This window comes from Actimicrobium sp. CCI2.3 (genome assembly GCF_035019065.1).
GTDB lineage: Bacteria > Pseudomonadota > Gammaproteobacteria > Burkholderiales > Burkholderiaceae_D > Actimicrobium.
This window is the reverse complement of the sequence record NZ_JASJWR010000024.1, coordinates 51,774-78,227: the sequence shown is the minus strand read 5'-3', so window position 1 is coordinate 78,227 and position 26,454 is coordinate 51,774. Positions and strand designations below refer to the sequence as shown.

Genomic DNA, 26,454 nt, shown 5'->3' with positions numbered 1-26,454 from the left:
TGACCCCTTAGTTTCCGACAGTCACATAAATGTGACAGGATTGTTTCGAGATACGATCACCCCGGCCTTTTGCACGCGCTGTAAAGCGCTTGAGGACCGAACCTTTTTCGACATAGATTGTTGTAACTTTCAACTCATCAATATCGGCACCGTCGTTGTGCTCTGCGTTAGCGATTGCAGACTCCAGAACGCGCTTGATAATTACGGCGCCTTTCTTCGGACTAAACTGCAAAATATTCAACGCCTGATCGACTTTTTTTCCCCGGATAAGGTCTGCAACAAGACGGCCCTTTTGAGCCGAAAGGCGCACACCACGGAGGGTAGCTTTAGTTTCCATCATCAAACCTTATTTCTTAGCCTTCTTATCGGCGGCGTGACCCTTGAACGTACGGGTCAATGCGAATTCACCAAGTTTATGGCCAACCATGTTTTCAGAAACATAGACCGGCACATGTTGCTTGCCGTTATGCACCGCGATAGTCAGGCCAATGAAGTCCGGCATGATAGTCGAACGACGTGACCAAGTCTTAATTGGCTTCTTGTCTTTGATCGCCTGCGCAGTCTCAACCTTCTTCACAAGGTGGGCGTCACAGAACGGCCCTTTTTTCAATGAACGTGTCATTTTCTATCCTTATTTCTTGCCGCGGCGCGAGATGATCATTGACGTAGTACGCTTGTTGCGACGTGTCTTCTTGCCTTTGGTTTGCTGACCCCATGGCGAAACTGGGTGGCGACCAGCTGCAGTTTTACCCTCACCACCACCATGTGGATGGTCGACCGGGTTCATTACCACACCGCGAACGGTAGGACGAACACCGCGCCAACGCATTGCACCGGCTTTACCAATTTTTCGAAGATTGTGTTCGCCGTTACCGACTTCACCAACCGTCGCACGACATTCAACGTGGACACGACGTACTTCACCCGAACGCAAACGCACCTGAGCATATGTGCCATCTCGAGCCATCAGGACAACGCCAGCTCCAGCTGTACGAGCCATCTGAGCCCCCTTACCTGGCAACATTTCAACGCAATGCATTGTTGTACCGACCGGGATATTGCGAATTGGCAAACAGTTACCTGATTTGATCGGCGCTTCTGAACCGTTCATTACCTGATCACCAACAGCCATGCCTTTTGTAGCAATGATGTAATGACGCTCACCATCTGCATAGCAAAGCAAAGCAATGTTAGCTGTCCGATTAGGGTCGTACTCAATACGCTCCACTTTCGCAGGAATACCATCTTTGATACGACGGAAGTCGATAACACGATAATGTTGCTTGTGACCGCCACCAATATGACGTGTCGTGATGTGACCGTTATTATTACGGCCAGCACTCTTTGATTGCGCTTCTATCAAACCAGCAAATGGACGACCTTTATAAAGATCGGCATTGACCACTTTGACCATGCCGCGACGGCCTGGTGAAGTTGGTTTTACTTTAACGAGTGCCATTATTTAGCCTCCTCGGTGAAGTTGATTTCCTGACCAGGCTTCAAGCAAACAAATGCCCGACGCGTATGATTGCGACGGCCGTTGAATTTACCCGAGCGCTTTTTCTTGCCTTGGCGGTTCGCTACTTGCACGGACTCAACTTCGACCTTGAAAAGCAACTCAACCGCAGCTTTGACTTCAAGCTTGGTTGCGTCAGGCATGATCAGAAAAACGACTTGTTCATTTTTCTCTGCAACGAAGGTAGCTTTTTCCGAAATAACCGGAGCGAGCAAGACCTTCATCAAACGCTCTTCGCTGAATTTCAGATTCGCGCTCATGCCAACATCTCCTCAATCTTTGCCAATGCGGCCTTGGTAATTACAATTTTCTTGTAAAAGACCAACGACACAGGATCAGCATGACGTGGCTCAACAATCAGGACATGAGGCAAATTGCGTGAAGCAAGTGCCAGATTCTCGTCAATATTGTCAGCAATGATCAACACTGACTCGAGCAATCCCATTTCTTTCAACTTTGATGAAAGCAGTTTTGTCTTCGGTGCCTCGAGAGCAATTTCCTCGATCACGGACAGACGACCTTCACGAGCTAACTGAGAAAGGATCGAGCACAAACCAGCGCGATACATCTTCTTGTTCACTTTGTGCGAATAGTTCTGATCAGGCGAATTTGGGAAAATCCGACCGCCGCCACGCCACAAAGGTGATGACGACATACCAGCACGAGCGCGACCCGTGCCTTTTTGCCGCCAAGGCTTCTTGGTGGTGTGATGAACTTCTTCACGATTTTTTTGCTTGCTGTTGCCGCTACGAGCGTTAGCTTGATAAGCGACTACAACCTGATGGATCAACGCTTCGTTGTAATCACGACCGAAAATAGTATCGGGCGCTGCCACATCGGATGCCGCTTGACCTTTGTCATTAAGGAGCTTGAGTTCCATTAATTAAGCTCCCTTCTTGGCTTTGATTTTTACAGCAGGCGAAACGACAACTTTGCCATTCTTAGCGCCGGGCACTGCACCTTTGATCAGCAGCAGCTGACGTTCGGCATCGATACGTGCAATTTCGAGATTCTGGGTAGTAACCGTTACATCGCCCATGTGTCCAGTCATCCGCTTACCAGGAAAAACGCGACCTGGATCCTGCGCCATACCGATTGAACCTGGAACGTTGTGCGAACGTGAGTTACCGTGCGTAGCGCGACCCGAACTGAAGTTGTAACGCTTGATAACGCCAGCGTAACCCTTACCGATCGAGATACCTTGCACATCGACTTTTTGACCGACTTCAAAGAGACTTGCGGCAACGATGTCGCCCGCTTTCATCTCCGAAGCCCTCAACGCGTCAATACGAAATTCTTTAAGAACGGTACCAGCTTCGACACCAGCTTTAGCGTGGTGACCAGCCGTAGCTTGATTCACACGCGAAGCGCGACGCTGACCGAATGCAACCTGAACAGATGTATAACCATCGGTTTCAGGGGTTTTGATTTGGGTAACGCGGTTGTTTGATACGTCGACTACAGTAACTGGAATTGAATCACCGTCATCCGTAAAAATACGCATCATACCAACCTTGCGACCAACAAGGCCAAGGCTCATTTTTTCTCCATTCCCGCCTACGATTGGGCAGGGCTGTTGTTTGTACTACTAAATAACGTAGGTGATTATGACAAGGCGTCAGTCACCCATCGAAGCCCAAAATTATAACGGCAGTCTCATTCTTCTACAACAATTAATTCGAGAATTCGACATACCTCAATCAAAAAATTATTGCAATTTAATTTCAACATCGACGCCGGCCGGCAAGTCCAGCTTCATCAATGCATCAACTGTCTTGTCCGTAGGATCAACAATATCCATCAACCGAACATGTGTACGAATTTCAAACTGATCGCGCGAAGTCTTGTTTACGTGAGGTGAGCGCAAAACGTCGAAGCGTTGAATACGCGTTGGCAGAGGGACTGGACCCTTAACAACCGCACCCGTGCGCTTGGCGGTCTCAACAATCTCAAGTGCTGACTGATCAATCAGACGATAGTCAAATGCTTTAAGACGGATGCGAATTTTTTGATTTGGGCTAGACATGAAAATCCTTAAAAGAACGAACCGCGGATAACTTATCCGCGGCAATGAAAATCAAACAATTTGTTTGACTGTAAAAATTACTCGATGATTTTTGCAACCACACCAGCACCGACAGTACGACCGCCTTCACGAATGGCGAAGCGCAAGCCTTCTTCCATCGCGATCGGGTTGATCAGCATGACAGTGATCGACACGTTGTCACCAGGCATAACCATCTCTTTGTCTTTCGGCAACTCGATCGACCCTGTTACGTCTGTTGTACGGAAGTAAAACTGAGGACGATAGTTGTTAAAGAAAGGTGTGTGACGTCCGCCTTCGTCTTTCGACAACACGTAAATTTCACCAGTGAAATGCTTGTGCGGCTTGATGGTGTTTGGCTTGGCCAATACCTGACCCCGCTCAACATCTTCACGCTTGGTGCCGCGCAACAGCACGCCGACGTTGTCACCAGCCTGGCCTTGATCCAGCAGTTTGCGGAACATCTCAACGCCGGTGCAAGTGGTTTTTTGTGTGTCACGGATGCCGATGATTTCCAGCTCCTCGCCGACCTTGACAATACCGCGCTCGATACGACCGGTCACAACGGTACCGCGACCCGAGATCGAGAACACGTCTTCGACTGGCAGCAAAAAGGCACCGTCAACTGCACGCTCAGGTGTAGGGATGTAGGTATCAAGTGCATCAGCCAATTTCATGATGGCTTCCTCACCCAACGGACCTGTATCGCCTTCCAGCGCCAATTTTGCGGAACCTTGAATGATTGGCAAATCGTCGCCTGGGAACTCGTATTTGACTAGCAGTTCACGAACTTCCATTTCCACCAACTCGAGCAACTCGGCATCGTCAACCATGTCGCACTTGTTCAAGAAAACGATGATGTACGGTACACCAACTTGACGCGCCAGCAAGATGTGCTCGCGAGTTTGCGGCATTGGACCGTCTGCAGCTGAACAGACCAAAATCGCACCGTCCATCTGCGCCGCACCGGTAATCATGTTCTTCACATAGTCAGCGTGGCCTGGGCAGTCAACGTGCGCGTAGTGGCGCGCTGCTGTTTCGTACTCGACGTGTGCGGTGTTAATTGTAATACCGCGTGCTTTTTCTTCTGGTGCCGCGTCGATCTGATCGTAAGCTTTTGCTTCGCCGCCAAATTTCTTAGACAGTACCGTTGCAATTGCTGCTGTCAATGTAGTTTTGCCGTGGTCCACATGGCCAATCGTGCCTACATTTACGTGCGGTTTGGTCCGCTCAAATTTACTCTTTGCCATTTTACTTTTCCTTCAAGAACAATGATTTATCTATCGGCGCTACAGCCCGCTCGATGTTAATTTCTATCGTGCGGGCCGCAACAAAAGAACTATTTACCTTTTGAACTAACAATTGCCTCGGTTACATTTTTAGGCGCTTCAGCATAATGCTTGAACTCCATCGTGTATGTTGCCCGACCCTGCGTAGCTGAACGCAAAGAAGTCGAGTAACCGAACATCTCTGACAAAGGAACTTCAGCCTTGATAATTTTGCCGCCACCACCAGCAATTTCATCCATCCCTTGCACCATTCCACGACGAGAAGACAAGTCACCCATTACGGATCCCGCGTAGTCTTCTGGAGTCTCAACATCTACCGACATCATTGGTTCCAGAATCACCGGACTGGCTTTACGGCACCCGTCTTTGAATGCCATGGATGCCGCCATACGGAATGCATTTTCATTCGAGTCAACATCATGATACGAACCGAAGAACAACGTGACTTTGACATCAACTACAGGGTAACCAGCCATAACACCTGCCGTAAGTGTCTCTCGAACACCTTTTTCAACCGCAGGAATATATTCGCGTGGGACAGTACCACCTTTAATTGCATCAACAAATTCGAAACCAACACCAGGAGGCTGCGGTTCGATTTTCAATACGACGTGACCATATTGACCACGACCACCAGATTGCTTGACGAACTTACCTTCGATTTCTTCGCAAACTTTACGAATCGTCTCGCGATATGCAACCTGCGGCTTACCAACGGTCGCCTCAACACCAAATTCGCGACGCATACGATCAACGATAATTTCCAGGTGTAGCTCGCCCATTCCACCAATAATTGTTTGGCCTGACTCTTCATCAGTTTTCACTCTGAACGAAGGATCTTCTTGTGCCAGACGATTCAAGGCAAGGCCCATTTTTTCTTGGTCAACCTTGGTCTTTGGCTCGACAGCTTGTGAAATCACTGGTTCAGGGAACACCATGCGCTCAAGTGTAATGACCGCAGTAGGATCGCACAAAGTTTCACCGGTGGTTGCATCCTTCAAACCTACGGCTGCAGCAATATCCCCGGCGTGAACTTCCTTGATTTCCTCGCGCTGATTTGCGTGCATCTGCAAAATCCGACCAAGACGTTCTTTCTTGTTTTTAACGGGATTAAACACCGTGTCGCCTGACTTGATCATGCCCGAATAAACACGGAAAAATATCAACTGTCCGACAAACGGGTCCGTCATAATTTTGAACGCAAGCGCCGAAAATTTTTCCGTATCTTCTGCTTTCCGAGTTACAGGAAGATCGTCTTCATCGAGACCTTTAACTGGTGGAATATCCGCAGGCGAAGGCAAGTATTCAATAACGCCGTCAAGCATCGCTTGAACACCCTTGTTCTTGAAAGCGGTACCACACATCATCGGAACAATCTCGGCCGCAATAGTACGTTGACGCAATGCAGTCTTGATTTCTTCTTCTGACAAATCGCCTTCGTCCAAGTATTTGTTCATCAACTCTTCGGTCGCCTCTGCTGCGGCTTCAACCATCTTCTCGCGCCACTCTTTAGCCTGCGCCAAAAGTTCTTCGGGAATTTCACGATAGTCGAATTTCATCCCCTGTGATGCATCGTCCCAGTAGATCGCTTTCATCTTAACCAGGTCAACAACACCGAGGAAATTTTCTTCAGCGCCAATCGGGATCTGTACAGGAATTGGATTTGCCTTCAGACGTGCGCGCATCTGGTCGTAGACCTTGAAGAAGTTTGCACCAGTACGATCCATCTTGTTGACGAACGCCAGACGTGGAACACCGTACTTATTAGCTTGACGCCATACCGTTTCGGATTGTGGCTGAACTCCGCCAACCGCACAGTAAACCATACAGGCGCCGTCAAGCACACGCATTGAACGCTCTACTTCGATTGTGAAATCGACGTGACCTGGCGTATCAATAATGTTGATGTGATGTTCAGGAAAGTTATTAGCCATTCCCTTCCAGAAGCAAGTGGTTGCAGCGGACGTGATCGTGATTCCACGCTCCTGCTCCTGCTCCATCCAGTCCATGGTGGCAGCACCGTCATGCACTTCGCCAATTTTATGGTTCACGCCTGTGTAGAACAGCACTCGCTCTGTAGTCGTAGTTTTACCAGCATCAATGTGAGCGGAAATACCGATGTTGCGATAGCGCTCAATGGGGGTCTTGCGTGCCATAGTTCATCCTAAATCTTTTTAATGTGCAAAACCGAGCGCCATCTATTCAATGTGCCCGGCCTCGAACAATTACTTTTATAACCGGCATAGCCTGCACAAGGCGGCAACGCCAATCATTCTTTTAGAAGCGGAAGTGCGAGAACGCCTTGTTCGCTTCTGCCATGCGATGCACTTCATCGCGCTTTTTCATTGCACCGCCACGACCTTCAGCAGCTTCAAGCAGTTCTCCGCCGAGACGTTGCGGCATCGATTTTTCGCTGCGCTTATTTGCTGCTTCGCGCAACCAACGCATTGACAGTGCCATGCGACGGACTGGCCGTACTTCAACTGGTACTTGATAGTTTGCACCACCAACGCGACGAGATTTTACTTCAACAAGTGGCTTGCAATTACCAATAGCTGCAGCGAAAACTTCGAGCGGGTCTTTGCCTGACTTGGCATTAATGTGCTCAAAAGCACCATAAATAATATTTTCGGCAACAGACTTCTTGCCAGACAGCATAAGTACGTTGACGAACTTAGCAACATCAACATTACCAAATTTTGGATCCGGCAAAATATCCCGCTTGGGGACTTCACGACGACGTGGCATTTCGATTCCCTTCAATCTTCAGTTGAGTGTTCATCCATTCGGATTACTCACTCCAGAACAGCCATCATAGCCATCCACTTACTCGGCCCATTCGGGACCGACACCTTCTCCGCTTATATTTTGCGAAGATAAATAAATTTACTTTTTACCGGCTTTTGCGCGCTTGGTACCATATTTCGAACGCGATTGCTTACGATCCTTAACACCTTGAGTATCCAAAGCACCACGGACCATGTGATAACGAACACCTGGCAAGTCTTTTACACGACCACCGCGGAGCAAGACCACGCTATGCTCTTGCAAATTATGGCCTTCGCCACCGATGTATGAAATCACTTCAAAACCATTGGTCAACCGTACTTTTGCAACTTTACGCAGTGCAGAATTAGGCTTCTTAGGAGTTGTTGTGTAAACGCGCGTACATACGCCACGTTTTTGCGGGCTGTTTTCAAGCGCCGGTGATTTGCTCTTGACGCGTGCAGAAACACGCGGCTGGCGAATCAATTGATTGATGGTTGGCATCGCTCTAAACCCAACTAAAATTACTGCTATTAACAAATCCCGAAAACGGTTGTCCGGGGACTTAAACAATGCGTCACAAGATGCATACCTTGTGCGATTTCTTCGATATCAGCTACGAATTGCCTTACAGGCAATCTGTGGCCATGGATAAATTCGAGAACTGGAGAGTGTAGTCTCCCGAATCCGAGTCGTCAATCAACTGTTCACTATTTTCTAGGAAATTCAGAAGGTAGACCGAACCACCATCAAAAAAAAAGGCACTGGACCTATTTCCCAGTGCCCTTCCCGAACATGCAACGGTATTAATCGATACTGTCTGAACCGCCGCTGATATCCGCTAATTGAGCTTCGAACTCAGCAGTGCGTGCAACCTTCTCGGCTTGCAACAATGCTGTTCGCTCTTCAGCTTCCCATGTTTCCTTTTCTTTTCGTGCCCGATGGAAGGCGAGCCCTGTACCTGCCGGGATCAAACGACCAACGATCACATTCTCTTTCAAGCCACGAAGACCATCGCGCTTGCCCATGATGGCTGCCTCAGTAAGTACCCGAGTGGTTTCCTGGAAAGACGCGGCTGAAATAAACGAATCAGTCGACAACGATGCCTTGGTAATACCAAGTAAAACATTCTCGTAAGTCGCCGGGATTTTACCCGCAGCATTGACACGATCGTTTTCATCCAGCAATTCAGAACGCTCAACCTGCTCACCAGTAATGTAGTTTGCATCTCCGGCGTCGACAATTTGAACTCTACGCAACATTTGGCGAACGATCACTTCAATGTGCTTGTCATTGATCTTCACACCCTGGAGACGATAGACATCCTGAACTTCATCAACAATATAACGAGCAAGCGCCTCGATACCAAGCAACCGCAAAATGTCCTGTGGATCAGCAGGTCCGTCAACAATCATTTCACCCTTGTTGACAACTTGACCGTCATGAACCAGAACCTGTTTATCTTTAGTAATCAGGAACTCGTGCTTGTTGCCGTCCATGTCAGTAATTTCAAGACGTTGTTTTCCTTTGGTTTCCTTACCAAAAGCAACGGTCCCGGTTACTTCTGCCAGCATGCCGGCATCTTTCGGCGAGCGGGCTTCAAACAGCTCAGCAACGCGTGGCAAACCGCCTGTAATATCGCGAGTTTTTTGCGATTCAGTTGGGATACGTGCGAGCACTTCGCCAACGGATACTTGCTGTCCATCCTTGACCGTGATTAATGCACCAACCTGAAAACCAATTGTTACTGCATGCTCGGTCCCGGCGATTTTTACTTCTTCGCCCTGCTCGTTCAATAGCTTGACCTGTGGTCGTACAGTCTTGCTGACTGATCCACGACGCTTCGCATCGATTACGACCATTGTTGACAAGCCGGTAACTTCATCGACTTGACGAGCCACTGTCGAGCCCTCTTCAACGTGTTCGAAACGTACGGTACCGGCATACTCAGTAATAATTGGACGAGTCAACGGATCCCATGTTGCCAGAGGCGTTCCGGCCTTGATCAGCAAACCGTCATGCACACTTAACGTCGCGCCATATGGCACCTTGTGACGTTCCCGCTCACGGCCGTGGTCATCGGTAATAAGTACTTCGCCTGAGCGAGAAATGACGATCTGACCGCCTTTGCCGTTCGTGACATACCGCATTGTTGCTGTGAAGCGCACAATACCGTTCGATTTGGCTTCAACAGATGAGGCGACAGCAGCGCGTGATGCAGCACCACCGATGTGAAATGTACGCATTGTCAACTGGGTACCTGGCTCACCAATGGATTGGGCAGCAATCACACCAACCGCCTCACCTGCATTGACCAATACGCCACGACCCAAGTCGCGTCCGTAGCACATACCGCACAAGCCGTAACGTGTGTCACAGGTCAATGGAGTGCGAACTTTAACTTCGTCGATACCCAAGCGCTCGATTTCTTCAACACCATCTTCATCGAGCAACGTACCTGCCGGGAACAACGTGGCCTGTGTCTCTGGATTGACAATATCATTTGCCGCAACGCGACCCAAAATACGATCACGTAACGCTTCAATTACCTCACCACCTTCAACCATGGCTTTCATTGAAGCACCGTTGGAAGTACCGCAATCATCTTCAATGACTACCAAGTCCTGAGTCACGTCAACCAGACGACGTGTCAAATAACCTGAGTTAGCCGTCTTCAACGCCGTATCGGCCAAACCTTTACGTGCACCGTGTGTTGAAATGAAGTATTGCAATACATTCAGTCCTTCGCGGAAGTTCGCCGTAATTGGTGTCTCGATAATGGAGCCGTCAGGCTTCGCCATCAAGCCACGCATACCTGCCAGCTGTCGAATCTGCGCTGCAGAACCACGTGCGCCGGAGTCAGCCATCATATAAATCGCGTTAAAGGACTCTTGCGTAGACTTTGTTCCGTCACGACGAATCACATCCTCGACTTTCAACTGATCCATCATGGCTTTACCGACATCGTCACCGGCCTTGCCCCAGATATCGACCACTTTGTTGTACCGCTCGCCTGCAGTAACCAAACCAGATGAATACTGCTGCTCAATCTGTTTGACTTCCTGCTCTGCGGTGGCAATCAACGTAACTTTTTGTGGTGGAACCAACATGTCATCAACGCAAATTGATATGCCAGCACGAGTTGCCAAACGAAAGCCTGACTGCATCAACTTATCAGCGAATACAACGGTCGCACGCAGACCGCACTTGCGGAACGACGTGTTGATTAGTTTCGAGATCTCTTTCTTCTTTAAAGCGCGATTCAGTACGCTAAATGGCAAACCCTTAGGCAGGATCTCAGAAAGAATTGCACGACCAATTGTCGTTTCATAGCGTGTAATAGTTTTCTCGAACTCGCCGGTTTCAAGATTTTTCGGATACTCGGTAATTCGTACGGTCACACGCGAAGTCAATTCGACTTCCTTATTGTCATAAGCGCGAATAACTTCGGATACATCAGGGAACATCATCCCTTCGTTTTTACCGTTAATTTGTTCACGTGTAGCGTAGTACAAACCGAGCACGATATCCTGCGAAGGTACGATGGAAGGCTCTCCATTTGACGGGAACAGAATGTTGTTCGACGCCAGCATCAGTGTACGGGCTTCCATCTGCGCTTCAATTGACAACGGCACGTGTACTGCCATTTGGTCGCCATCAAAGTCAGCATTGAAAGCGGCACAAACTAGCGGATGCAATTGAATTGCTTTTCCTTCGATAAGCACTGGTTCAAACGCCTGAATACCGAGACGATGCAAAGTTGGCGCACGATTGAGCATGACCGGATGTTCGCGGATCACGTCTTCCAAAATGTCCCAAACAACAGGCTCTTGAATTTCAACCAGTTTTTTCGCTGCCTTGATAGTCGTTGCAAGACCCATCAACTCCAGCTTATTAAAGATGAAAGGTTTGAACAACTCAAGTGCCATCAGCTTTGGCAAACCGCACTGATGCAGTTTCAACTGGGGACCCACGACAATGACCGAACGACCAGAATAATCGACGCGTTTACCGAGCAAGTTTTGACGGAATCGACCGCCCTTACCCTTGATCATTTCAGCAAGCGACTTCAATGGTCGCTTATTCGCGCCGGTCATCGCCTTACCGCGACGACCATTATCAAGCAACGAATCCACTGCTTCCTGCAACATCCGCTTCTCGTTACGCGTAATGATTTCTGGCGCGCGCAATTCCATCAACCGCTTTAAACGGTTATTACGGTTAATCACGCGACGATATAAATCATTCAGGTCGGAGGTCGCGAAGCGCCCCCCATCCAATGGAACCAAAGGACGCAATTCCGGTGGAAGTACCGGCAATACCTCCATAATCATCCAGTCTGGCTTGATACCGGAACGCTGAAACGCCTCCAGTACTTTCAGACGTTTTGCATACTTTTTAATCTTGGCTTCAGATTTAGATTCTTTCAATTCCTGACGCAGCATTTCCGCATCACGATCGATATCGATTGAACGAAGCAGTTCACGTATTCCCTCGGCGCCCATGAATGCCGTAAAGTCGTCACCAAATTCTTCGTACTTAGCCGCGTAATCATCTTCCGACATGATCTGACACTTTTTAAGTGGCGTCATACCAGGGTCCGTCACTACATAGGCTTCAAAGTACAAAACACGCTCGATATCCCGCAGTGTCATGTCTAGAACCATACCTAACCGCGACGGCAACGACTTCAGAAACCAGATGTGTGCGGTAGGCGACGCCAGTTCAATATGACCCATGCGTTCGCGACGAACCTTAGCGAGCGTTACCTCAACTCCACATTTTTCACAAATGACGCCCCGATGCTTCAAGCGCTTGTACTTACCGCACAAACATTCATAGTCCTTGATTGGACCAAAAATCTTCGCGCAAAATAGTCCGTCACGTTCTGGCTTAAACGTCCGGTAGTTAATGGTTTCCGGTTTTTTTACTTCACCGTAGGACCAAGAACGGATTTTTTCAGGGGATGCAAGACCAATTTTGATTGCGTCGAACTGTTCGTTTTGCTGAACTTGCTTGAATAAATCGAGCAGTGCTTTCATGGTTCACTCCAGGTTGCGTGAAAAACGCTAGATGACTGACGAGGAGGATGAGCCGATTCCGCTTGTGACCCTGTTGCATTAGCGGGAGAGCCCTGCTGTTGAGCAGAGTTCCGCTGATACCGAGTACGGAGTGACACTTCCCTACAACTTATGTAATGCCCTACCTTGCTACTTTAATATCTTGACTAGAAAATGCTACCGAATAACTGGATTCGGCAAAAAAGCCGCGACACGCATCTTACGCGTAACGCGGCTTTTTAGGTTGGAACAATTAATCTCGCTCGAGATCGATATCGATACCTAACGAGCGTATTTCCTTGACCAACACGTTAAACGACTCAGGCATACCTGCATCGATAACATGATCCCCCTTAACGAGGTTTTCATATACTTTAGTACGACCATTCACGTCGTCGGATTTCACCGTCAACATTTCCTGCAAGACATAAGACGCGCCGTACGCTTCCAGCGCCCATACTTCCATCTCACCGAAACGCTGTCCACCGAACTGAGCTTTACCGCCAAGTGGCTGCTGAGTAACCAAAGAGTAAGGTCCAGTTGAACGAGCATGCATCTTGTCATCGACAAGGTGATGCAATTTCAGCATGTGCATGTAGCCAACGGTAACCGAACGCTCGAAAGCCTCACCGGTCCGACCGTCGTACATTGTTACCTGATTCTTCGACGGTGTCATGCCGAGCTGCTTGGCAATGTGATCAGGATAAGCGAGGTCAAGCATCTGACGGATCTCTTCCTCGTTGGCACCATCAAAAACCGGTGTAGCAAAAGGAACACCATGCTTCAGATTCGATGACAACTCCAGAATCTCATCATCACTAAAACTATCCAGATCTTCATTTTTCCCAGAACCGTTATAGATCACTGACAAGAATTTCCGCAGCTCTATGATCTTCGTCTGCGCTTTTAACATCTCGCCAATACGCAGACCGAGACCTTTAGCAGCCCAACCCAAATGCACTTCCAGAACCTGGCCGACGTTCATCCGCGATGGCACACCAAGCGGATTCAACACGATATCCGCAGGTGTTCCGTCTGCCATGTAAGGCATATCTTCAATCGGCACGATCCGTGAAACCACGCCCTTGTTACCGTGGCGACCCGCCATCTTGTCGCCAGGCTGCAACCGACGCTTTACGGCCAAATACACTTTGACCATTTTTTGCACGCCGGGTGGAAGTTCATCGCCCTGCGTTAATTTTTTACGCTTCTCTTCGAAAGCAAGATCAAATTGATGCCGTTTCTCGGCAATCGATTCTTTGATTGCTTCAAGCGAGGCTGCAGCATCATCGTCTGCAGGACGAATATCGAACCAATGATATTTATCCAGATCGAGCAAATATTCGCTCGTTATCTTTGCACCTTTGGCGAGCTTTTTCGGACCACCGTTGACGACTTTACCAATCAGCATTTTCTCGAGGCGCTGGAAGCCATCGCCCTCAACAATGCGCAACTGATCGTTCAAATCAAGGCGGTAACGCTTCAGTTCATCATCAATAATCTGCTGCGCGCGCTTGTCACGAGGAATACCCTCACGTGTGAAAACCTGGACATCAATAACGGTTCCAATCATGCCGGACGGAACTCGAAGTGAAGTGTCTTTCACATCGGAAGCTTTTTCACCGAAAATTGCTCTCAGTAATTTTTCTTCCGGAGTCAGTTGTGTTTCCCCTTTTGGGGTAACTTTACCAACCAAGGTATCACCAGCTTCGACTTCAGCACCGATATACACAATGCCGGATTCGTCGAGGCGTGCCAGTTGGTTTTCTGCAAGATTCGAAATGTCTCGCGTAATTTCTTCGGCACCCAACTTGGTATCACGCGCTACAACAGATAGTTCTTCGATATGAATCGAGGTGTAGCGATCATCTGCAACAACCTTTTCCGAAATCAGTATCGAGTCTTCAAAGTTATAACCATTCCACGGCATAAAAGCGACAAGCATGTTCTGACCCAAGGCAAGCTCACCCAAGTCCGTTGACGCTCCGTCTGCAATTACGTCGTGCTTCGCAACACGATCGCCCACTTTCACGATTGGGCGCTGATTGATGTTGGTATTTTGGTTTGATCGCGTGTATTTGATCAGGTTGTAGATGTCAACGCCAACTTCACCTGCAGTTGCCTCCTCATCGTTCACCCGAATCACGACACGACCAGCGTCAATATAGTCAACCAAGCCACCACGCAGAGCCTGCACCGTGGTCCCAGAGTCAACCGCAACAGTGCGCTCAATACCAGTACCGACCAGCGCCTTTTCCGGACGTAAACACGGTACAGCTTGACGCTGCATGTTGGCACCCATCAGAGCCCGGTTCGCGTCGTCATGCTCAAGGAACGGAATCAGCGAGGCAGCAACGGAAACAACTTGGCCCGGAGCAACGTCCATGTACTGAACACGTTCAGGGGAGACAAGAATCGTTTCACCTGCTTCTCGCGCAGATACAAGCTCGTCCGACAGTCGCCCGGTAGGGTCGATGGTCGCGTTTGCCTGGGCAATGATATAGCGCCCTTCTTCGATTGCAGACAAGTAGTCGATCTGGGCCGTAATCTTGCTATCGTTCACTTTACGATAAGGCGTTTCAAGGAACCCATACTCATTCAATCGCGCATACAGCGCCAACGAATTGATCAGTCCAATATTCGGACCTTCCGGTGTTTCGATCGGGCACACACGGCCGTAGTGGGTTGGATGCACGTCGCGCACCTCAAAACCGGCACGCTCACGGGTCAAACCGCCAGGTCCAAGAGCCGAAACGCGACGTTTATGCGTAATCTCCGACAACGGATTGGTCTGGTCCATAAACTGCGACAGCTGCGATGAACCGAAAAATTCGCGGATTGCTGCCGAGATCGGCTTGGAATTGATCAGATCGTGCGGCATCAAATTATCTGCTTCGGCTTGACCAAGGCGCTCTTTCACAGCCCGCTCTACACGAACCAGACCGGCACGGAACTGATTTTCTGCCAATTCACCAACGCAACGTACACGACGATTACCGAGATGATCAATATCATCGACTTCACCGCGACCATTGCGCAGCTCAACCAATATCTTGATTACAGCTAGCACGTCATCATTTGACAAGGTCATCATGCCGGTCAATTCGTCGCGACCTATGCGGCGGTTGAATTTCATACGGCCGACTGCTGATAAATCGTAGCGATCTTCGTTGTAAAACAAGCCATTGAACAACGCTTCAACTGAGTCTTCGGTCGGTGGCTCTCCAGGACGCATCATCCGGTAGATAGCAACTTTAGCGGCCATTTGATCTGCGGTATCGTCCATCCGCAGCGTCTGCGAAATATAACCGCCTTGATCAAGATCGTTAGTGTAAAGCGTTTGAATATTCGAAATATTTGATTCGCGCAACTTCCCCATCAACTCTTCAGTCAATTCATCGTTTGCGCTTGCGACGATTTCACCGGTATCCGCATCAACAATATTTTTAGCCAGTACGCGACCTAACAGATAGTCTTCAGGCACCGAAATATGTTTAATGCCCGCGGCTTCCATTTCACGCACGTGCTTTGCATTAATGCGCTTATCTTTTGCAACCAGCGACTTACCTGCATTGTCATTGATATCAAAACGTGCAACTTCACCGCGCAGGCGTTCGCCAACGAACTCCATCTCGCCACCATCGGCACGAAGGGCAAAATTGTCGAACACAAAGAAGTTCGCGAGGATCTGCTCGGGCGTCATGCCTATTGCTTTGAGCAAGATTGTTACTGGCATTTTGCGACGACGATCGACACGGAAAAACAAGATATCTTTCGGATCAAATTCGTAATCAAGCCACGATCCGCGGTAAGGAATAATCCGTGCCGAGAAAAGCAACTTTCCTGACGAGTGTGTCTTGCCCCGATCGTGTTCAAAAAATACACCAGGTGATCTGTGCAACTGTGACACGATCACGCGCTCTGTACCATTGATCACGAAGGAGCCAGTGGTTGTCATGAGCGGCAATTCGCCCATGTACACTTCCTGTTCTTTCATTTCTTTGACGACTGGCTTAGTTGGCGATTCTTTGTCAAGAATAACCAGACGCACTTTAGCCCGAAGTGGCGAGGCGAACGTTAGTCCCCTTTGCTGGCACTCCTTGACGTCAAACGGCGGATCGCCAAGAATATAAGACAAAAATTCCAGACGAGCGAACCCATTGTGCGAAACAATAGGGAAGATCGAAGTGAAGGCCGATTGTAAGCCCTCATTCTTGCGTTGCGACGGAACTTTGTCCTCTTGCAGGAAGCTAAGATAAGACTCGAGCTGGGTCGCCAGCAGGAACGGAACGTTGTGAACGTTAGCGCGCTTCGCAAAAGATTTACGAATGCGCTTCTTCTCAGTAAATGAGTAGTGCATGAACACTCCGTGAGTGACAGGAAGGATGGACAGTTCAGAATTCGACAGTAAATGCGGTTAATGCATGTACCAGCAACGACGAAACCTCAAGTGACAACCCTAAAAAACTATATGCGTTGCAAAATTCTATGTCGTATTGAAATCGCTATTTAACCCGCATTTTGAAACGACAAAGAAGTCAAAGCCGAACCCTTATTTAAAAAGGTTCCGCGCTTTGACTCTGGCGCTTCAACAATGCGCTAAATAACCAAGTTTACTTGATTTCAGCTTTCGCGCCTGCATCTTCCAATTTTTTCTTGGCAGCTTCGGCATCTGCTTTCGATACAGCTTCTTTTACTGGCTTTGGTGCGCCATCAACCAGATCTTTAGCTTCTTTCAAGCCAAGGCCTGTAATTTCGCGAACAGCTTTAATTACGCCAACCTTGTTAGCGCCGAAATCGGTCAGTGTTACTGTGAATTCTGTCTGCTCTTCAACGACAGCAGCAGCACCAGCTGGGCCAGCGACTGCCATTGCAGCAGCGGAAACACCAAATTTTTCTTCGAATGCTTTGACCATGTCATTCAGGTCCATTACTGACATCGCGCCTACGGCTTCGAGGATATCGTCTTTGCTAATTGCCATTTGAAACTCCTAATTGGTATTGATAATTACATCAGATCAGTTTTAACGTCGTGCGTTGGATGATTCAATAATTACTAATTATTGAATCAGACAGCTTCCACCGGAGCGTCTGCCAGAACTTCGGCTTCCGGTGCAACTTCTGCTCCTTCGCTTTTCTTGGCTGCAAGAGCTGCAAGAGCACGAGCAAATCCGGACACAGGTGCCTGCATGATTCCAAGTAATTGGGAAAGCAAGACTTCACGACTAGGAATACTAGCCAATGAAGCTACGCCTGCCTTATCAAGTGGCTTACCAGCATAGCTACCCGCTTTAATGACCAGTTTGTCGTTAGTCCGTGCAAATTCCTGGAGGACTTTTGCAGCGGCAACGGCGTCGTCGGAGATCGAATAGATCAACGGACCGGTCATTTCGGATGCCAGAGCAGAAAAGGCAGTGCCTTCAACTGCGCGTCGAGCCAAGGTGTTTTTCAACACACGCAAATACACGCCTTCAGCACGTGCTTTTGCGCGCAATTGTGTCAAGTGACTAACTTGGATGCCGCGGTATTCAGCGACGACGATAGTCTGTGCAGTTGCAACTTTTACTGAAATTTCGGCTACGACAGCCTTCTTGTCATTCAGATTGAGACTCACGGTCAACCTCCAAAAATGATACTCAGCATCGCAACCCCAATGAATTGCTTGCCTTGTATCGGTTCGAACACGGCGTCCGAAGTTAGGAGTTCCGACTGGCGGGCCAGCGTAGGTACCACAAAACTTGTTCGGGTTCACCATCTGCGTTGGGTAGAAAAACAATTTCTTGTTTTTCATTTTTAACTCAGTATTTATTTTTTCAATACCGAGCCCAACGGTCTTTGATTGTCTGACTTAATTTATTAAACTAAATTAAGTCAGCCCAAAGATTTACTCCATGCACTGAAGCATGGAGACGTTATTTTTTAAGCTGCTAGCGACGCATGATCAACACGAACACCGGCACCCATTGTAGATGACAAAGAAACCTTGCGCAGGTAGACACCTTTGCTTGATGTTGGCTTTGCTTTATTCAGTGCATCAATCAGAGCGACGAGGTTCGACTTCAATGCTTCATCAGTGAACGACTTGCGACCGATTGTGGCGTGAATAATTCCGCCTTTGTCGGTCCGGTATTGAACTTGACCAGCTTTGGCGTTTTTTACCGCAGTAGCTACATCAGGCGTAACCGTACCCACCTTCGGGTTAGGCATCAGCCCGCGTGGACCCAAAATCTGGCCCAGTGTACCTACAATACGCATTGTGTCAGGTGAGGCGATAACGATATCAAAAGGCATGTTGCCTGCTTTGATCTGCTCTGCCAAATCTTCCATACCAACGATGTCTGCACCTGCAGCTTTAGCTTGCTCAGCTTTTTCACCCGTGGCGAAAACGGCAACACGAACACTTTTACCTGTTCCTGCTGGCAGCACAACGGATCCACGGACGACTTGGTCCGATTTCTTTGCATCGACACCGAGTTGAACTGACACATCAATCGATTCATTGAATTTCGCCGTAGCGAGTTCTTTAATTAATGCCACAGCATTGTCGAATGGATAGGACTTAGTACGATCGACTTTAGCTTTAATTGCTTTGATACGCTTGGATAACTTAGCCATTACATTCCCTCTACCGTGATACCCATGGAACGTGCCGAGCCCGCGATGATACGCACGGCGGCTTCCATGTCAGCAGCCGTCAAATCTGGCCGTTTTTGTGTTGCGATTTCTTCTGCTTGCTGTCGCGTGATGCTACCGACCTTATCCACGTGCGGCTTAGGCGAACCCTTGGTAATTCCAGCTGCTTTTTTGATCAGAATTGTCGCCGGTGGCGTCTTCATCACAAAAGTGAACGATTTGTCTGCGAAGGCTGTAATAACAACAGGAATTGGCAGGCCTGGCTCGAGACCTTGGGTCTGAGCGTTAAATGCCTTGCAGAATTCCATAATGTTCAAACCGCGTTGACCCAATGCAGGACCAATCGGAGGGGATGGGTTTGCTTTACCAGCCGGCACTTGCAGCTTGATAAAACCAATAATTTTCTTTGCCATGTAGGCTCCGTCTTTAGGTGAGTGGTAGCGCCTTTTCAACTACGTGATATCACGCACTTTAATTGGGCTCCTCGCTGATACATAAATAATTTCCGATTTTAATTTCGGCCATTACTTTTCATACAAATTACTTAAAAATCTTTTGCCTGATTACGTCATCAAGCTTTTTCTACCTGCCCGAACTCTAACTCAACTGGTGTTGCTCTACCGAAAATTGTCACTGAAACTCTGACTTTTGATTTTTCGTAGTTAACTTCTTCTACATTTCCGTTGAAGTCTGTGAATGGACCATCTTTAATCCGGACTAATTCACCGACCTCGTACAATACTTTTGGCCTAGGCTTCTCAATACCCTCTTGCATCTGCTGCATGATCTTGTCAACTTCATGCGGAGGAATTGGCGTTGGCTTATTAGACTTACCACCGATAAACCCTGTCACCTTGCTTGTGTTTTTCACCAAATGCCATGTTTCGTCAGTCATTTCCATCTCGACCAACACATAACCCGGGAAAAATCTACGTTCAGTGACTGTCTTCTGACCATTTTTTACTTCGATTACTTCTTCGGTCGGAACTAATATCTGACCAAATTTCTCATCCATTCCTGCGCGAGTTACTCGCTCGGTCAAAGCTCGTTGCACGCTTTTCTCCATGCCGGAATAAGCATGTACTACGTACCAACGTTTTTTACTAGTTAGCGCTACAGTTGCTGCGCTTTCTGTATTTACTGGCGCTCCGTCTTCTGCTTGCTCGTTCGTCATTTTTTCCAGCCCAGAATCAAGTCGTACAATATAAACTCTAGTAACTTATCGGTTCCCCAAAGAAAAATAGCCATTACCAGAACGAAGCAGAACACAACTGCAGTAATCTGCATTGCTTCTTTTCTGGTTGGCCACACTACTTTTTTGGTTTCACGAACTGCTTCACTGGCAAAATTTAGAAATTCCCTGCCTTGAGTTGATGTCCACGCAAATCCCACAGCCACTATCAGGCCCAGCACTAACCCACTAGCTCTGACTAATGAAGGCTTGTCCGCAAGCACATAGAAAACTACCACGCCAGCAATGACAGCACAAACGGCCAAAGCGACCTTTAACTTGTCGCTTGACGTGCTCACTGTTTGCACAGGTTGATTAGACATACTCTATTTACTTTCGATACCCTGCACCTAATTCGGTGGCAGGGGCGGAGGGCCTCGAACCCCCAACCTTCGGTTTTGGAGACCGACGCTCTGCCAATTGAGCTACACCCCTACGTTTAAACACTGCTCTTGAAAATAAATTTCCCGTTAAAGTTTACTCTCAAAGCGGGAATTATCTTCATTAGAAATAATTTATTACTCGATAATCTTTGCAACGACGCCAGCACCAACAGTACGACCGCCTTCACGAATAGCGAAGCGCAATCCTTCTTCCATCGCGATCGGGTTAATCAGCATAACAGTGATCGACACGTTGTCACCAGGCATAACCATCTCTTTGTCTTTCGGCAACTCGATCGACCCTGTTACGTCTGTTGTACGGAAGTAAAACTGAGGACGATAGTTGTTAAAGAAAGGTGTGTGACGTCCGCCTTCGTCTTTCGACAAAACGTAAATTTCACCAGTGAAATGCTTGTGCGGCTTGATGGTGTTTGGCTTGGCCAATACCTGACCCCGCTCAACATCTTCACGCTTGGTGCCGCGCAACAGCACGCCGACGTTGTCACCAGCCTGGCCTTGATCCAGCAGTTTGCGGAACATCTCAACGCCGGTGCAAGTAGTTTTTTGTGTGTCGCGGATGCCGATGATTTCCAGCTCCTCGCCGACCTTGACGATACCACGCTCGATACGACCGGTCACAACGGTACCGCGACCCGAGATCGAGAACACGTCTTCGACTGGCAGCAAAAAGGCACCGTCAACTGCACGCTCAGGTGTAGGGATGTAGGTATCAAGTGCTTCAGCCAATTTCATGATGGCTTCCTCACCCAACGTACCTGTATCGCCTTCCAGCGCCAATTTCGCGGAACCTTGAATGATTGGCAAATCGTCACCTGGGAACTCATATTTGACTAGCAGTTCACGAACTTCCATTTCCACCAACTCGAGCAACTCGGCATCGTCAACCATGTCGCACTTGTTCAAGAAAACGATGATGTACGGTACACCAACTTGACGCGCCAGCAAGATGTGCTCGCGAGTTTGCGGCATTGGACCGTCTGCAGCTGAACACACCAGAATCGCACCGTCCATCTGCGCCGCACCGGTAATCATGTTCTTCACATAGTCAGCGTGGCCTGGGCAGTCAACGTGCGCGTAGTGACGCGCTGCTGTTTCGTACTCGACGTGTGCAGTATTAATTGTAATGCCGCGCGCTTTTTCTTCTGGTGCTGCATCGATCTGATCGTAAGCTTTTGCTTCGCCGCCAAATTTCTTTGACAGTACCGTTGCAATTGCTGCTGTCAATGTAGTTTTGCCGTGGTCCACATGGCCAATCGTGCCTACATTTACGTGCGGTTTGGTCCGCTCAAATTTACTCTTTGCCATCTTGGACTCCTAACGATTTGAGAGAATGTTCAGGCACGAGCCCGATCGACTTAGTTATACGACTCACCACTAACGAAACTGGTGCCCTTTACGTGGATTGAACACGTGGCCTCTCCCTTACCAAGGGAGTGCTCTACCACTGAGCTAAAAGGGCTACTTGCAGCTGAATAATCAACTGCGTAAAACTGGAGCGGGTGAAGGGAATCGAACCCTCGTCATAAGCTTGGAAGGCTTCAGCTCTACCATTGAGCTACACCCGCGAGGGTCACCGCTTCCGCAACTACTACTTATTAACCTGCGCTTATTTCTTCACCTAAATCTGGTGGAGGGGGCTGGATTCGAACCAGCGTACTCGTAAGAGGGCAGATTTACAGTCTGCTGCCATTAACCACTCGGCCACCCCTCCTTAGGGAACCCCAAACTATATTTGAGAGAAAGCCCCTTGTCAATCTTCGCGCACTTAAGTTTCCCACCTATCAATCCGTGTTAGTGCAGCGAATTGATTAGCTACGAATTTTCGTGCGCCGCGCATAATACTATAAAGCTGCACGAATTCGCTATTTTTTAAGTGCTCCGCTCAAGAATTCGCTCTTGATCACGTAAAGGGACGCTATCCAACAAGACATTCTTCGTCTTCGGCGCTCGCACTACCACATCCAATCTTAGAAACGTGTTTCTCGGGCTGCCTTCAAGAAACTGTCGAGTACCGGAGTGCAGTCAAGCAACTCTACCCCACCGGCTCTGTGAAATTCTGGGTGCCATTGCAACCCCATCACGAAAGCTGCTTTACGATAACGGATGGCCTCGACTATTTGGTCCTCTCCTGACACTGCCTCAACATTCAAGTTGCGTCCAACGTCACGAACAGCTTGATGATGTATTGAATTGACCATCGGCGACTCTTCCTTAAAAAACATCTTTCCTAACGACGACCCGACGGGAAATTGAATTGAATGACGATGACTGTCATAAAGTTCATTCACATGCGCGATGGCATTCGGCACGTCTGCCGCGATGTCCTGGTACAACGTCCCCCCGAATGCGACGTTAATTAATTGGCAGCCTCGACAAATTCCGAGAACCGGTTTGTCAGCCTCAATGAACTCGTGCAGCAATTCGAGTTCGTACATGTCTCTTGCCCTGTCGCCGTTCCATTCTGGCCGGGTCGCTAACTCGGAGTAGCTTTGTGGTGAAACGTCAGCTCCTCCTTGCAAAACCAAACCATCAAGGTGTTTGGCGTAGTCACGAAGCCGGATATTACTTGGATGCAGCAAGCCGTTCGTATTCACCGTCGGGATCATAAAGACCATCACGTCGCGAGACATAACCCACTGGGCAATCGACTCTTCAAGGTATTGCAAAGTTTTGCCACGCAGTCCTTTAGCTCCTGGTTCCGGATGAAATATCCTCGCTGATACCCCAATCTTTAACGTTCTATGAGCGAGCTTTTTGCCCACTTTGTCACTGATCGCCCGGATGCGCGCTGAGAATACATTCCATGACTGCGTCCATGGTGTTTCTCGCTGTGCAAGCTCCCATGGCAAAGGTGGCTTTTCTGCACTAGGCATCGACACGGTGGCATCTTCTTTTTCCAGGCTTTGCGGTGCCGGTATTTCTTTTTTTCCTTCTGGCATAGTAGTCATAGCATCCATTTCAATTTGAAATTCAGTAGAACGCGGGCAACATCAATCTAATCAAGACATCTTCAGGCTGGCTGGCAAAACAATGCAAAGGACCTGATGAATGATCAACAAACTCGAAGGCACCGGTAATCAACAGCGTCTATTATTTGTTAAGGTACCGATCTTTTGGACTTCCCTTTGAAATTTACATGACTGATTACAGACAATGACACCAGCGCCCAACATACTAGTGGTTCTGGCCCATGCGTCTCTGCAGCGGTCGCGGATCAATCGACGCCTAGCCCTTGCAGCTGCCATGCTGCCCAATGTAACGGTGCATGATCTCTACGACGCCTATCCTGACTTTGATATCGACATTCCGCGTGAGCAATCGCTCCTTGAAGCGGCCGATCTAGTGGTAATACAGCATCCGCTTCAGTGGTACAGCGTGCCATCGCTGCTTAAAGAGTGGTTTGATGTGGTACTTGAACACGGCTGGGCATATGGTGAAGGTGGCAATGCGTTGACGGGTAAAAGCTATTGGCTAGTTACAAGTACAGGCGGAACACACGAAACTTATCAAATCGAGGGTGTGCACCAACATCCTTTTTCTTCCTTTCTTCCAGCGCAAGAACAAACCGCCCGGTTATGCGGGATGACGTGGCAAACGCCACACGTTTTCCACGGCGCAAATCAAGCAGATGAAACGGCGGTCAGTCGACACATCGAGACTTATATCAAGCAACTTCAAACCTATCCTCACTGGCTTACCAACAATGGAACATAGCCTCCTGTTCAACGCGTTAATTTACTTGGTCGCGGCAGTCATCGCTGTGCCAGTCGCCAAAAAGCTTGGCTTGGGGGCGGTACTCGGTTATCTGCTGGCGGGAATCGTTATCGGACCTTGGGGATTTGGTTTGATCAACGGCGTTGAAGACATTCTCCACTTCTCGGAGTTTGGTGTGGTCCTCTTGTTATTTCTTATCGGTCTGGAACTCGATCCCAAACGACTGTGGTCGTTGCGGCGACCGATTTTTGGCTGGGGTTCCGCGCAGGTTGGCCTAATTACACTCGCTCTGTTTTTGTTCGGCATCACTCTCGGCATCGATTGGCATACCGCGCTGATTGCAGCACTGGGCCTCTCATTGTCGTCCACGGCGATTGCACTGGCGACTGTGGGAGAGCGGAACTTGATGGCCACCCCGGCAGGCTCTGCCAGTTTTGCAATCCTGTTATTTCAGGATATGGCGGCTATTCCGATGATCGCTATCGTCCCCCTTCTCGGTGCAAGCTCCACCACAGTGACAGGGCACGGCTGGATAGGTGCAGCAAAAGTGGCAGGAGTCGTCATTGCGCTTGTAATCGGCGGGCGCTATCTGATTCGACCTATTTTACGGGTCATCGCAAATACCGGTATGCGTGAAATATTTACTGCTTTTGCGCTATTGCTCGTCATTGCCATCGGCTTGCTGATGCAGTGGGTTGGCATGTCCATGGCTCTGGGTACATTTTTGGCCGGCGTACTGCTGGCAGATTCCGAATATCGCCATGCGATAGAAACTGACCTTGAGCCTTTCAAAGGCCTACTTCTTGGACTATTTTTTATTGCCGTCGGCATGTCGGTCGACTTTGGCATCTTTCGTGCCCAACCCTGGCTGGTGCTTGGTTTAGTTGCGGCGTTTCTTGTCATTAAAACGCTACTGTTGTACATGCTGGCCAAATCCTTCGGAATACCGCGCGGGCAACAAGCCCTTTTTGCATTTTTATTATCGCAAGGTGGTGAATTCGCATTTGTTATATTTGGAGCGGCTGCGACTGCTAATGTTTTCTCGTCCGAAATTTCGTCATTGCTGGTAGTCGTAGTTGCACTGTCGATGCTCGCCACGCCTTTGCTGTTGATTTTCCATGACCAACTACTTGCGCCTAGGTACAGTGCGGAAAAGAAACGACCGGATGAATTAACCGAGCCACAGGACAATCCGGTCATCATCGCTGGCTTTGGGCGCTTCGGACAAATTATCGGTCGCCTGCTTTATGCCAATCGAATAGGGGTCACTGTACTGGATCACGATCCGGACCAAATCGACTTGCTACGTAAGTTCGGCCTTAAAGTTTTCTACGGAGACGCCACTCGCGTTGATCTGCTCACAGTCGCGGGGGCTGCCAAAGCCCGTGCACTAGTAGTTGCCATCGACAATGTCGCAGATAGTCTCGCGCTGGTCGACGCTGTTCGAATAGCCTTTCCCGCCTTACCCATCTTTGCACGAGCGCGCAACGTAACCCATTACTACGAATTGATGGACCGGGGTGTCACCGTCCTTGAACGAGAGACTTTTGAGGCAGCCCTGCAACTCGGACGCCAAGTACTGGGACAACTAGGATTCGGTGCTTTCGAGGCACGTCAGGCAGCGATGAAATTTCGCAAGCACAACGTCAAGACATTACTAGCGGTCTATCCTTTTTATAAGGACCAGAAGCAGATGGTGTCAATGGCAAAGCAAGCGCGTGATGAACTGCGGGAGATGTTTTCTCGTGATTCCCAAATCCGCAACGACGACGCACGCGACGGCTGGGACTGACCCCG

23 protein-coding genes and 4 tRNA genes are annotated in these 26,454 nt (G+C 48.8%); 2 read left to right on the top strand and 25 right to left on the bottom strand.

Going from position 1 to position 26,454, the window contains the following annotated elements:
- Nucleotides 1-7 precede the first annotated feature (7 nt).
- The 25 genes from rplV to QN370_RS14040 form a co-directional block, all read right to left on the bottom strand.
- Nucleotides 8-340 carry a 50S ribosomal protein L22 gene (gene rplV / locus QN370_RS14160; protein ID WP_009665822.1) on the bottom strand — a complete coding sequence of 111 codons (333 nt, stop codon included), beginning with the start codon at nucleotides 338-340 and terminating at the stop codon, nucleotides 8-10.
- Nucleotides 341-346: 6 nt separating this feature from the next.
- On the bottom strand, nucleotides 347-622 hold the full coding sequence (rpsS, locus tag QN370_RS14155) for a 30S ribosomal protein S19 (protein WP_008113170.1): 276 nt from the start codon (nucleotides 620-622) through the stop codon (nucleotides 347-349).
- 9 nt (nucleotides 623-631) lie between these two features.
- A complete protein-coding gene (gene rplB, locus QN370_RS14150) occupies nucleotides 632-1,459 on the bottom strand; it encodes a 50S ribosomal protein L2 (RefSeq protein ID WP_322123687.1) in 828 nt (275 codons plus the stop codon).
- A complete protein-coding gene (gene rplW, locus QN370_RS14145) occupies nucleotides 1,459-1,776 on the bottom strand; it encodes a 50S ribosomal protein L23 (protein ID WP_009664445.1) in 318 nt (105 codons plus the stop codon). The genes rplB and rplW overlap by 1 nt, the downstream gene beginning before the upstream one ends.
- A complete protein-coding gene (rplD, locus tag QN370_RS14140; RefSeq protein WP_322126040.1) occupies nucleotides 1,773-2,396 on the bottom strand; it encodes a 50S ribosomal protein L4 in 624 nt (207 codons plus the stop codon). The genes rplW and rplD overlap by 4 nt, the downstream gene beginning before the upstream one ends.
- A 3-nt stretch (nucleotides 2,397-2,399) precedes the next feature.
- Nucleotides 2,400-3,056 (bottom strand): 50S ribosomal protein L3, encoded by a 657-nt coding sequence (gene rplC, locus QN370_RS14135; protein WP_322126039.1) that lies wholly within the window; start codon nucleotides 3,054-3,056, stop codon nucleotides 2,400-2,402.
- Nucleotides 3,057-3,224: 168 nt separating this feature from the next.
- Nucleotides 3,225-3,542 (bottom strand): 30S ribosomal protein S10, encoded by a 318-nt coding sequence (gene rpsJ, locus QN370_RS14130; protein WP_322123690.1) that lies wholly within the window; start codon nucleotides 3,540-3,542, stop codon nucleotides 3,225-3,227.
- Nucleotides 3,543-3,619: 77 nt separating this feature from the next.
- The gene (gene tuf, locus QN370_RS14125) at nucleotides 3,620-4,810 is read right to left on the bottom strand and encodes an elongation factor Tu (RefSeq protein ID WP_322126038.1); all 1,191 of its coding nucleotides are present in this window, start codon (nucleotides 4,808-4,810) and stop codon (nucleotides 3,620-3,622) included.
- Nucleotides 4,811-4,899: 89 nt separating this feature from the next.
- Nucleotides 4,900-7,005 carry an elongation factor G gene (fusA, locus tag QN370_RS14120; protein WP_322126037.1) on the bottom strand — a complete coding sequence of 702 codons (2,106 nt, stop codon included), beginning with the start codon at nucleotides 7,003-7,005 and terminating at the stop codon, nucleotides 4,900-4,902.
- Nucleotides 7,006-7,126: 121 nt separating this feature from the next.
- Nucleotides 7,127-7,597, bottom strand: a complete 471-nt coding sequence (gene rpsG, locus QN370_RS14115; protein WP_040722478.1) for a 30S ribosomal protein S7 — start codon at nucleotides 7,595-7,597, stop codon at nucleotides 7,127-7,129.
- A gap of 138 nt (nucleotides 7,598-7,735) precedes the next feature.
- Nucleotides 7,736-8,119, bottom strand: a complete 384-nt coding sequence (gene rpsL, locus QN370_RS14110) for a 30S ribosomal protein S12 (protein ID WP_009664973.1) — start codon at nucleotides 8,117-8,119, stop codon at nucleotides 7,736-7,738.
- 302 nt (nucleotides 8,120-8,421) lie between these two features.
- Nucleotides 8,422-12,657, bottom strand: a complete 4,236-nt coding sequence (gene rpoC / locus QN370_RS14105) for a DNA-directed RNA polymerase subunit beta' (RefSeq protein ID WP_322126036.1) — start codon at nucleotides 12,655-12,657, stop codon at nucleotides 8,422-8,424.
- A 271-nt stretch (nucleotides 12,658-12,928) separates the two neighbouring features.
- The gene (gene rpoB, locus QN370_RS14100; RefSeq protein WP_322126035.1) at nucleotides 12,929-17,035 is read right to left on the bottom strand and encodes a DNA-directed RNA polymerase subunit beta; all 4,107 of its coding nucleotides are present in this window, start codon (nucleotides 17,033-17,035) and stop codon (nucleotides 12,929-12,931) included.
- A 253-nt stretch (nucleotides 17,036-17,288) separates the two neighbouring features.
- Nucleotides 17,289-17,657: a 50S ribosomal protein L7/L12 gene (gene rplL, locus QN370_RS14095; RefSeq protein ID WP_322126034.1), complete on the bottom strand. Its 369-nt coding sequence runs from the start codon at nucleotides 17,655-17,657 to the stop codon at nucleotides 17,289-17,291.
- An 86-nt stretch (nucleotides 17,658-17,743) separates the two neighbouring features.
- Entirely contained in the window at nucleotides 17,744-18,289 is a 546-nt protein-coding gene (rplJ, locus tag QN370_RS14090; protein WP_322127184.1) for a 50S ribosomal protein L10, read from the bottom strand.
- Between the two features lie 305 nt (nucleotides 18,290-18,594).
- Nucleotides 18,595-19,290, bottom strand: coding sequence for a 50S ribosomal protein L1 (rplA, locus tag QN370_RS14085; protein ID WP_323581741.1), 696 nt, complete (start codon nucleotides 19,288-19,290; stop codon nucleotides 18,595-18,597).
- Nucleotides 19,290-19,721, bottom strand: coding sequence for a 50S ribosomal protein L11 (gene rplK / locus QN370_RS14080; protein ID WP_322126033.1), 432 nt, complete (start codon nucleotides 19,719-19,721; stop codon nucleotides 19,290-19,292). Before rplK ends, rplA begins: the two co-directional genes overlap by 1 nt.
- 158 nt (nucleotides 19,722-19,879) lie before the next feature.
- Entirely contained in the window at nucleotides 19,880-20,482 is a 603-nt protein-coding gene (gene nusG, locus QN370_RS14075; protein ID WP_323581740.1) for a transcription termination/antitermination protein NusG, read from the bottom strand.
- Entirely contained in the window at nucleotides 20,479-20,862 is a 384-nt protein-coding gene (gene secE, locus QN370_RS14070; RefSeq protein ID WP_322126031.1) for a preprotein translocase subunit SecE, read from the bottom strand. Before secE ends, nusG begins: the two co-directional genes overlap by 4 nt.
- 36 nt (nucleotides 20,863-20,898) lie before the next feature.
- Nucleotides 20,899-20,974: transfer RNA gene (locus QN370_RS14065), tRNA-Trp, on the bottom strand.
- Nucleotides 20,975-21,057: 83 nt separating this feature from the next.
- Nucleotides 21,058-22,248 (bottom strand): elongation factor Tu, encoded by a 1,191-nt coding sequence (gene tuf, locus QN370_RS14060; RefSeq protein ID WP_322126030.1) that lies wholly within the window; start codon nucleotides 22,246-22,248, stop codon nucleotides 21,058-21,060.
- Nucleotides 22,249-22,327: 79 nt separating this feature from the next.
- Nucleotides 22,328-22,402, bottom strand: a tRNA-Thr gene (locus tag QN370_RS14055).
- A 32-nt stretch (nucleotides 22,403-22,434) separates the two neighbouring features.
- Nucleotides 22,435-22,508, bottom strand: a tRNA-Gly gene (locus QN370_RS14050).
- Between the two features lie 60 nt (nucleotides 22,509-22,568).
- Nucleotides 22,569-22,654, bottom strand: a tRNA-Tyr gene (locus QN370_RS14045).
- A 256-nt stretch (nucleotides 22,655-22,910) separates the two neighbouring features.
- On the bottom strand, nucleotides 22,911-23,891 hold the full coding sequence (locus tag QN370_RS14040; RefSeq protein WP_322126029.1) for a gamma-glutamyl-gamma-aminobutyrate hydrolase family protein: 981 nt from the start codon (nucleotides 23,889-23,891) through the stop codon (nucleotides 22,911-22,913).
- Nucleotides 23,892-24,096: 205 nt separating this feature from the next.
- Between QN370_RS14040 and QN370_RS14035 the strand changes: the two genes are divergently transcribed.
- Both QN370_RS14035 and kefC read left to right on the top strand, forming a co-directional pair.
- The gene (locus QN370_RS14035) at nucleotides 24,097-24,657 is read left to right on the top strand and encodes an NAD(P)H-dependent oxidoreductase (RefSeq protein ID WP_322126028.1); all 561 of its coding nucleotides are present in this window, start codon (nucleotides 24,097-24,099) and stop codon (nucleotides 24,655-24,657) included.
- On the top strand, nucleotides 24,647-26,449 hold the full coding sequence (gene kefC, locus QN370_RS14030) for a glutathione-regulated potassium-efflux system protein KefC (RefSeq protein ID WP_322126027.1): 1,803 nt from the start codon (nucleotides 24,647-24,649) through the stop codon (nucleotides 26,447-26,449). Before QN370_RS14035 ends, kefC begins: the two co-directional genes overlap by 11 nt.
- The last annotated feature ends 5 nt before the right edge of the window (nucleotides 26,450-26,454 follow it).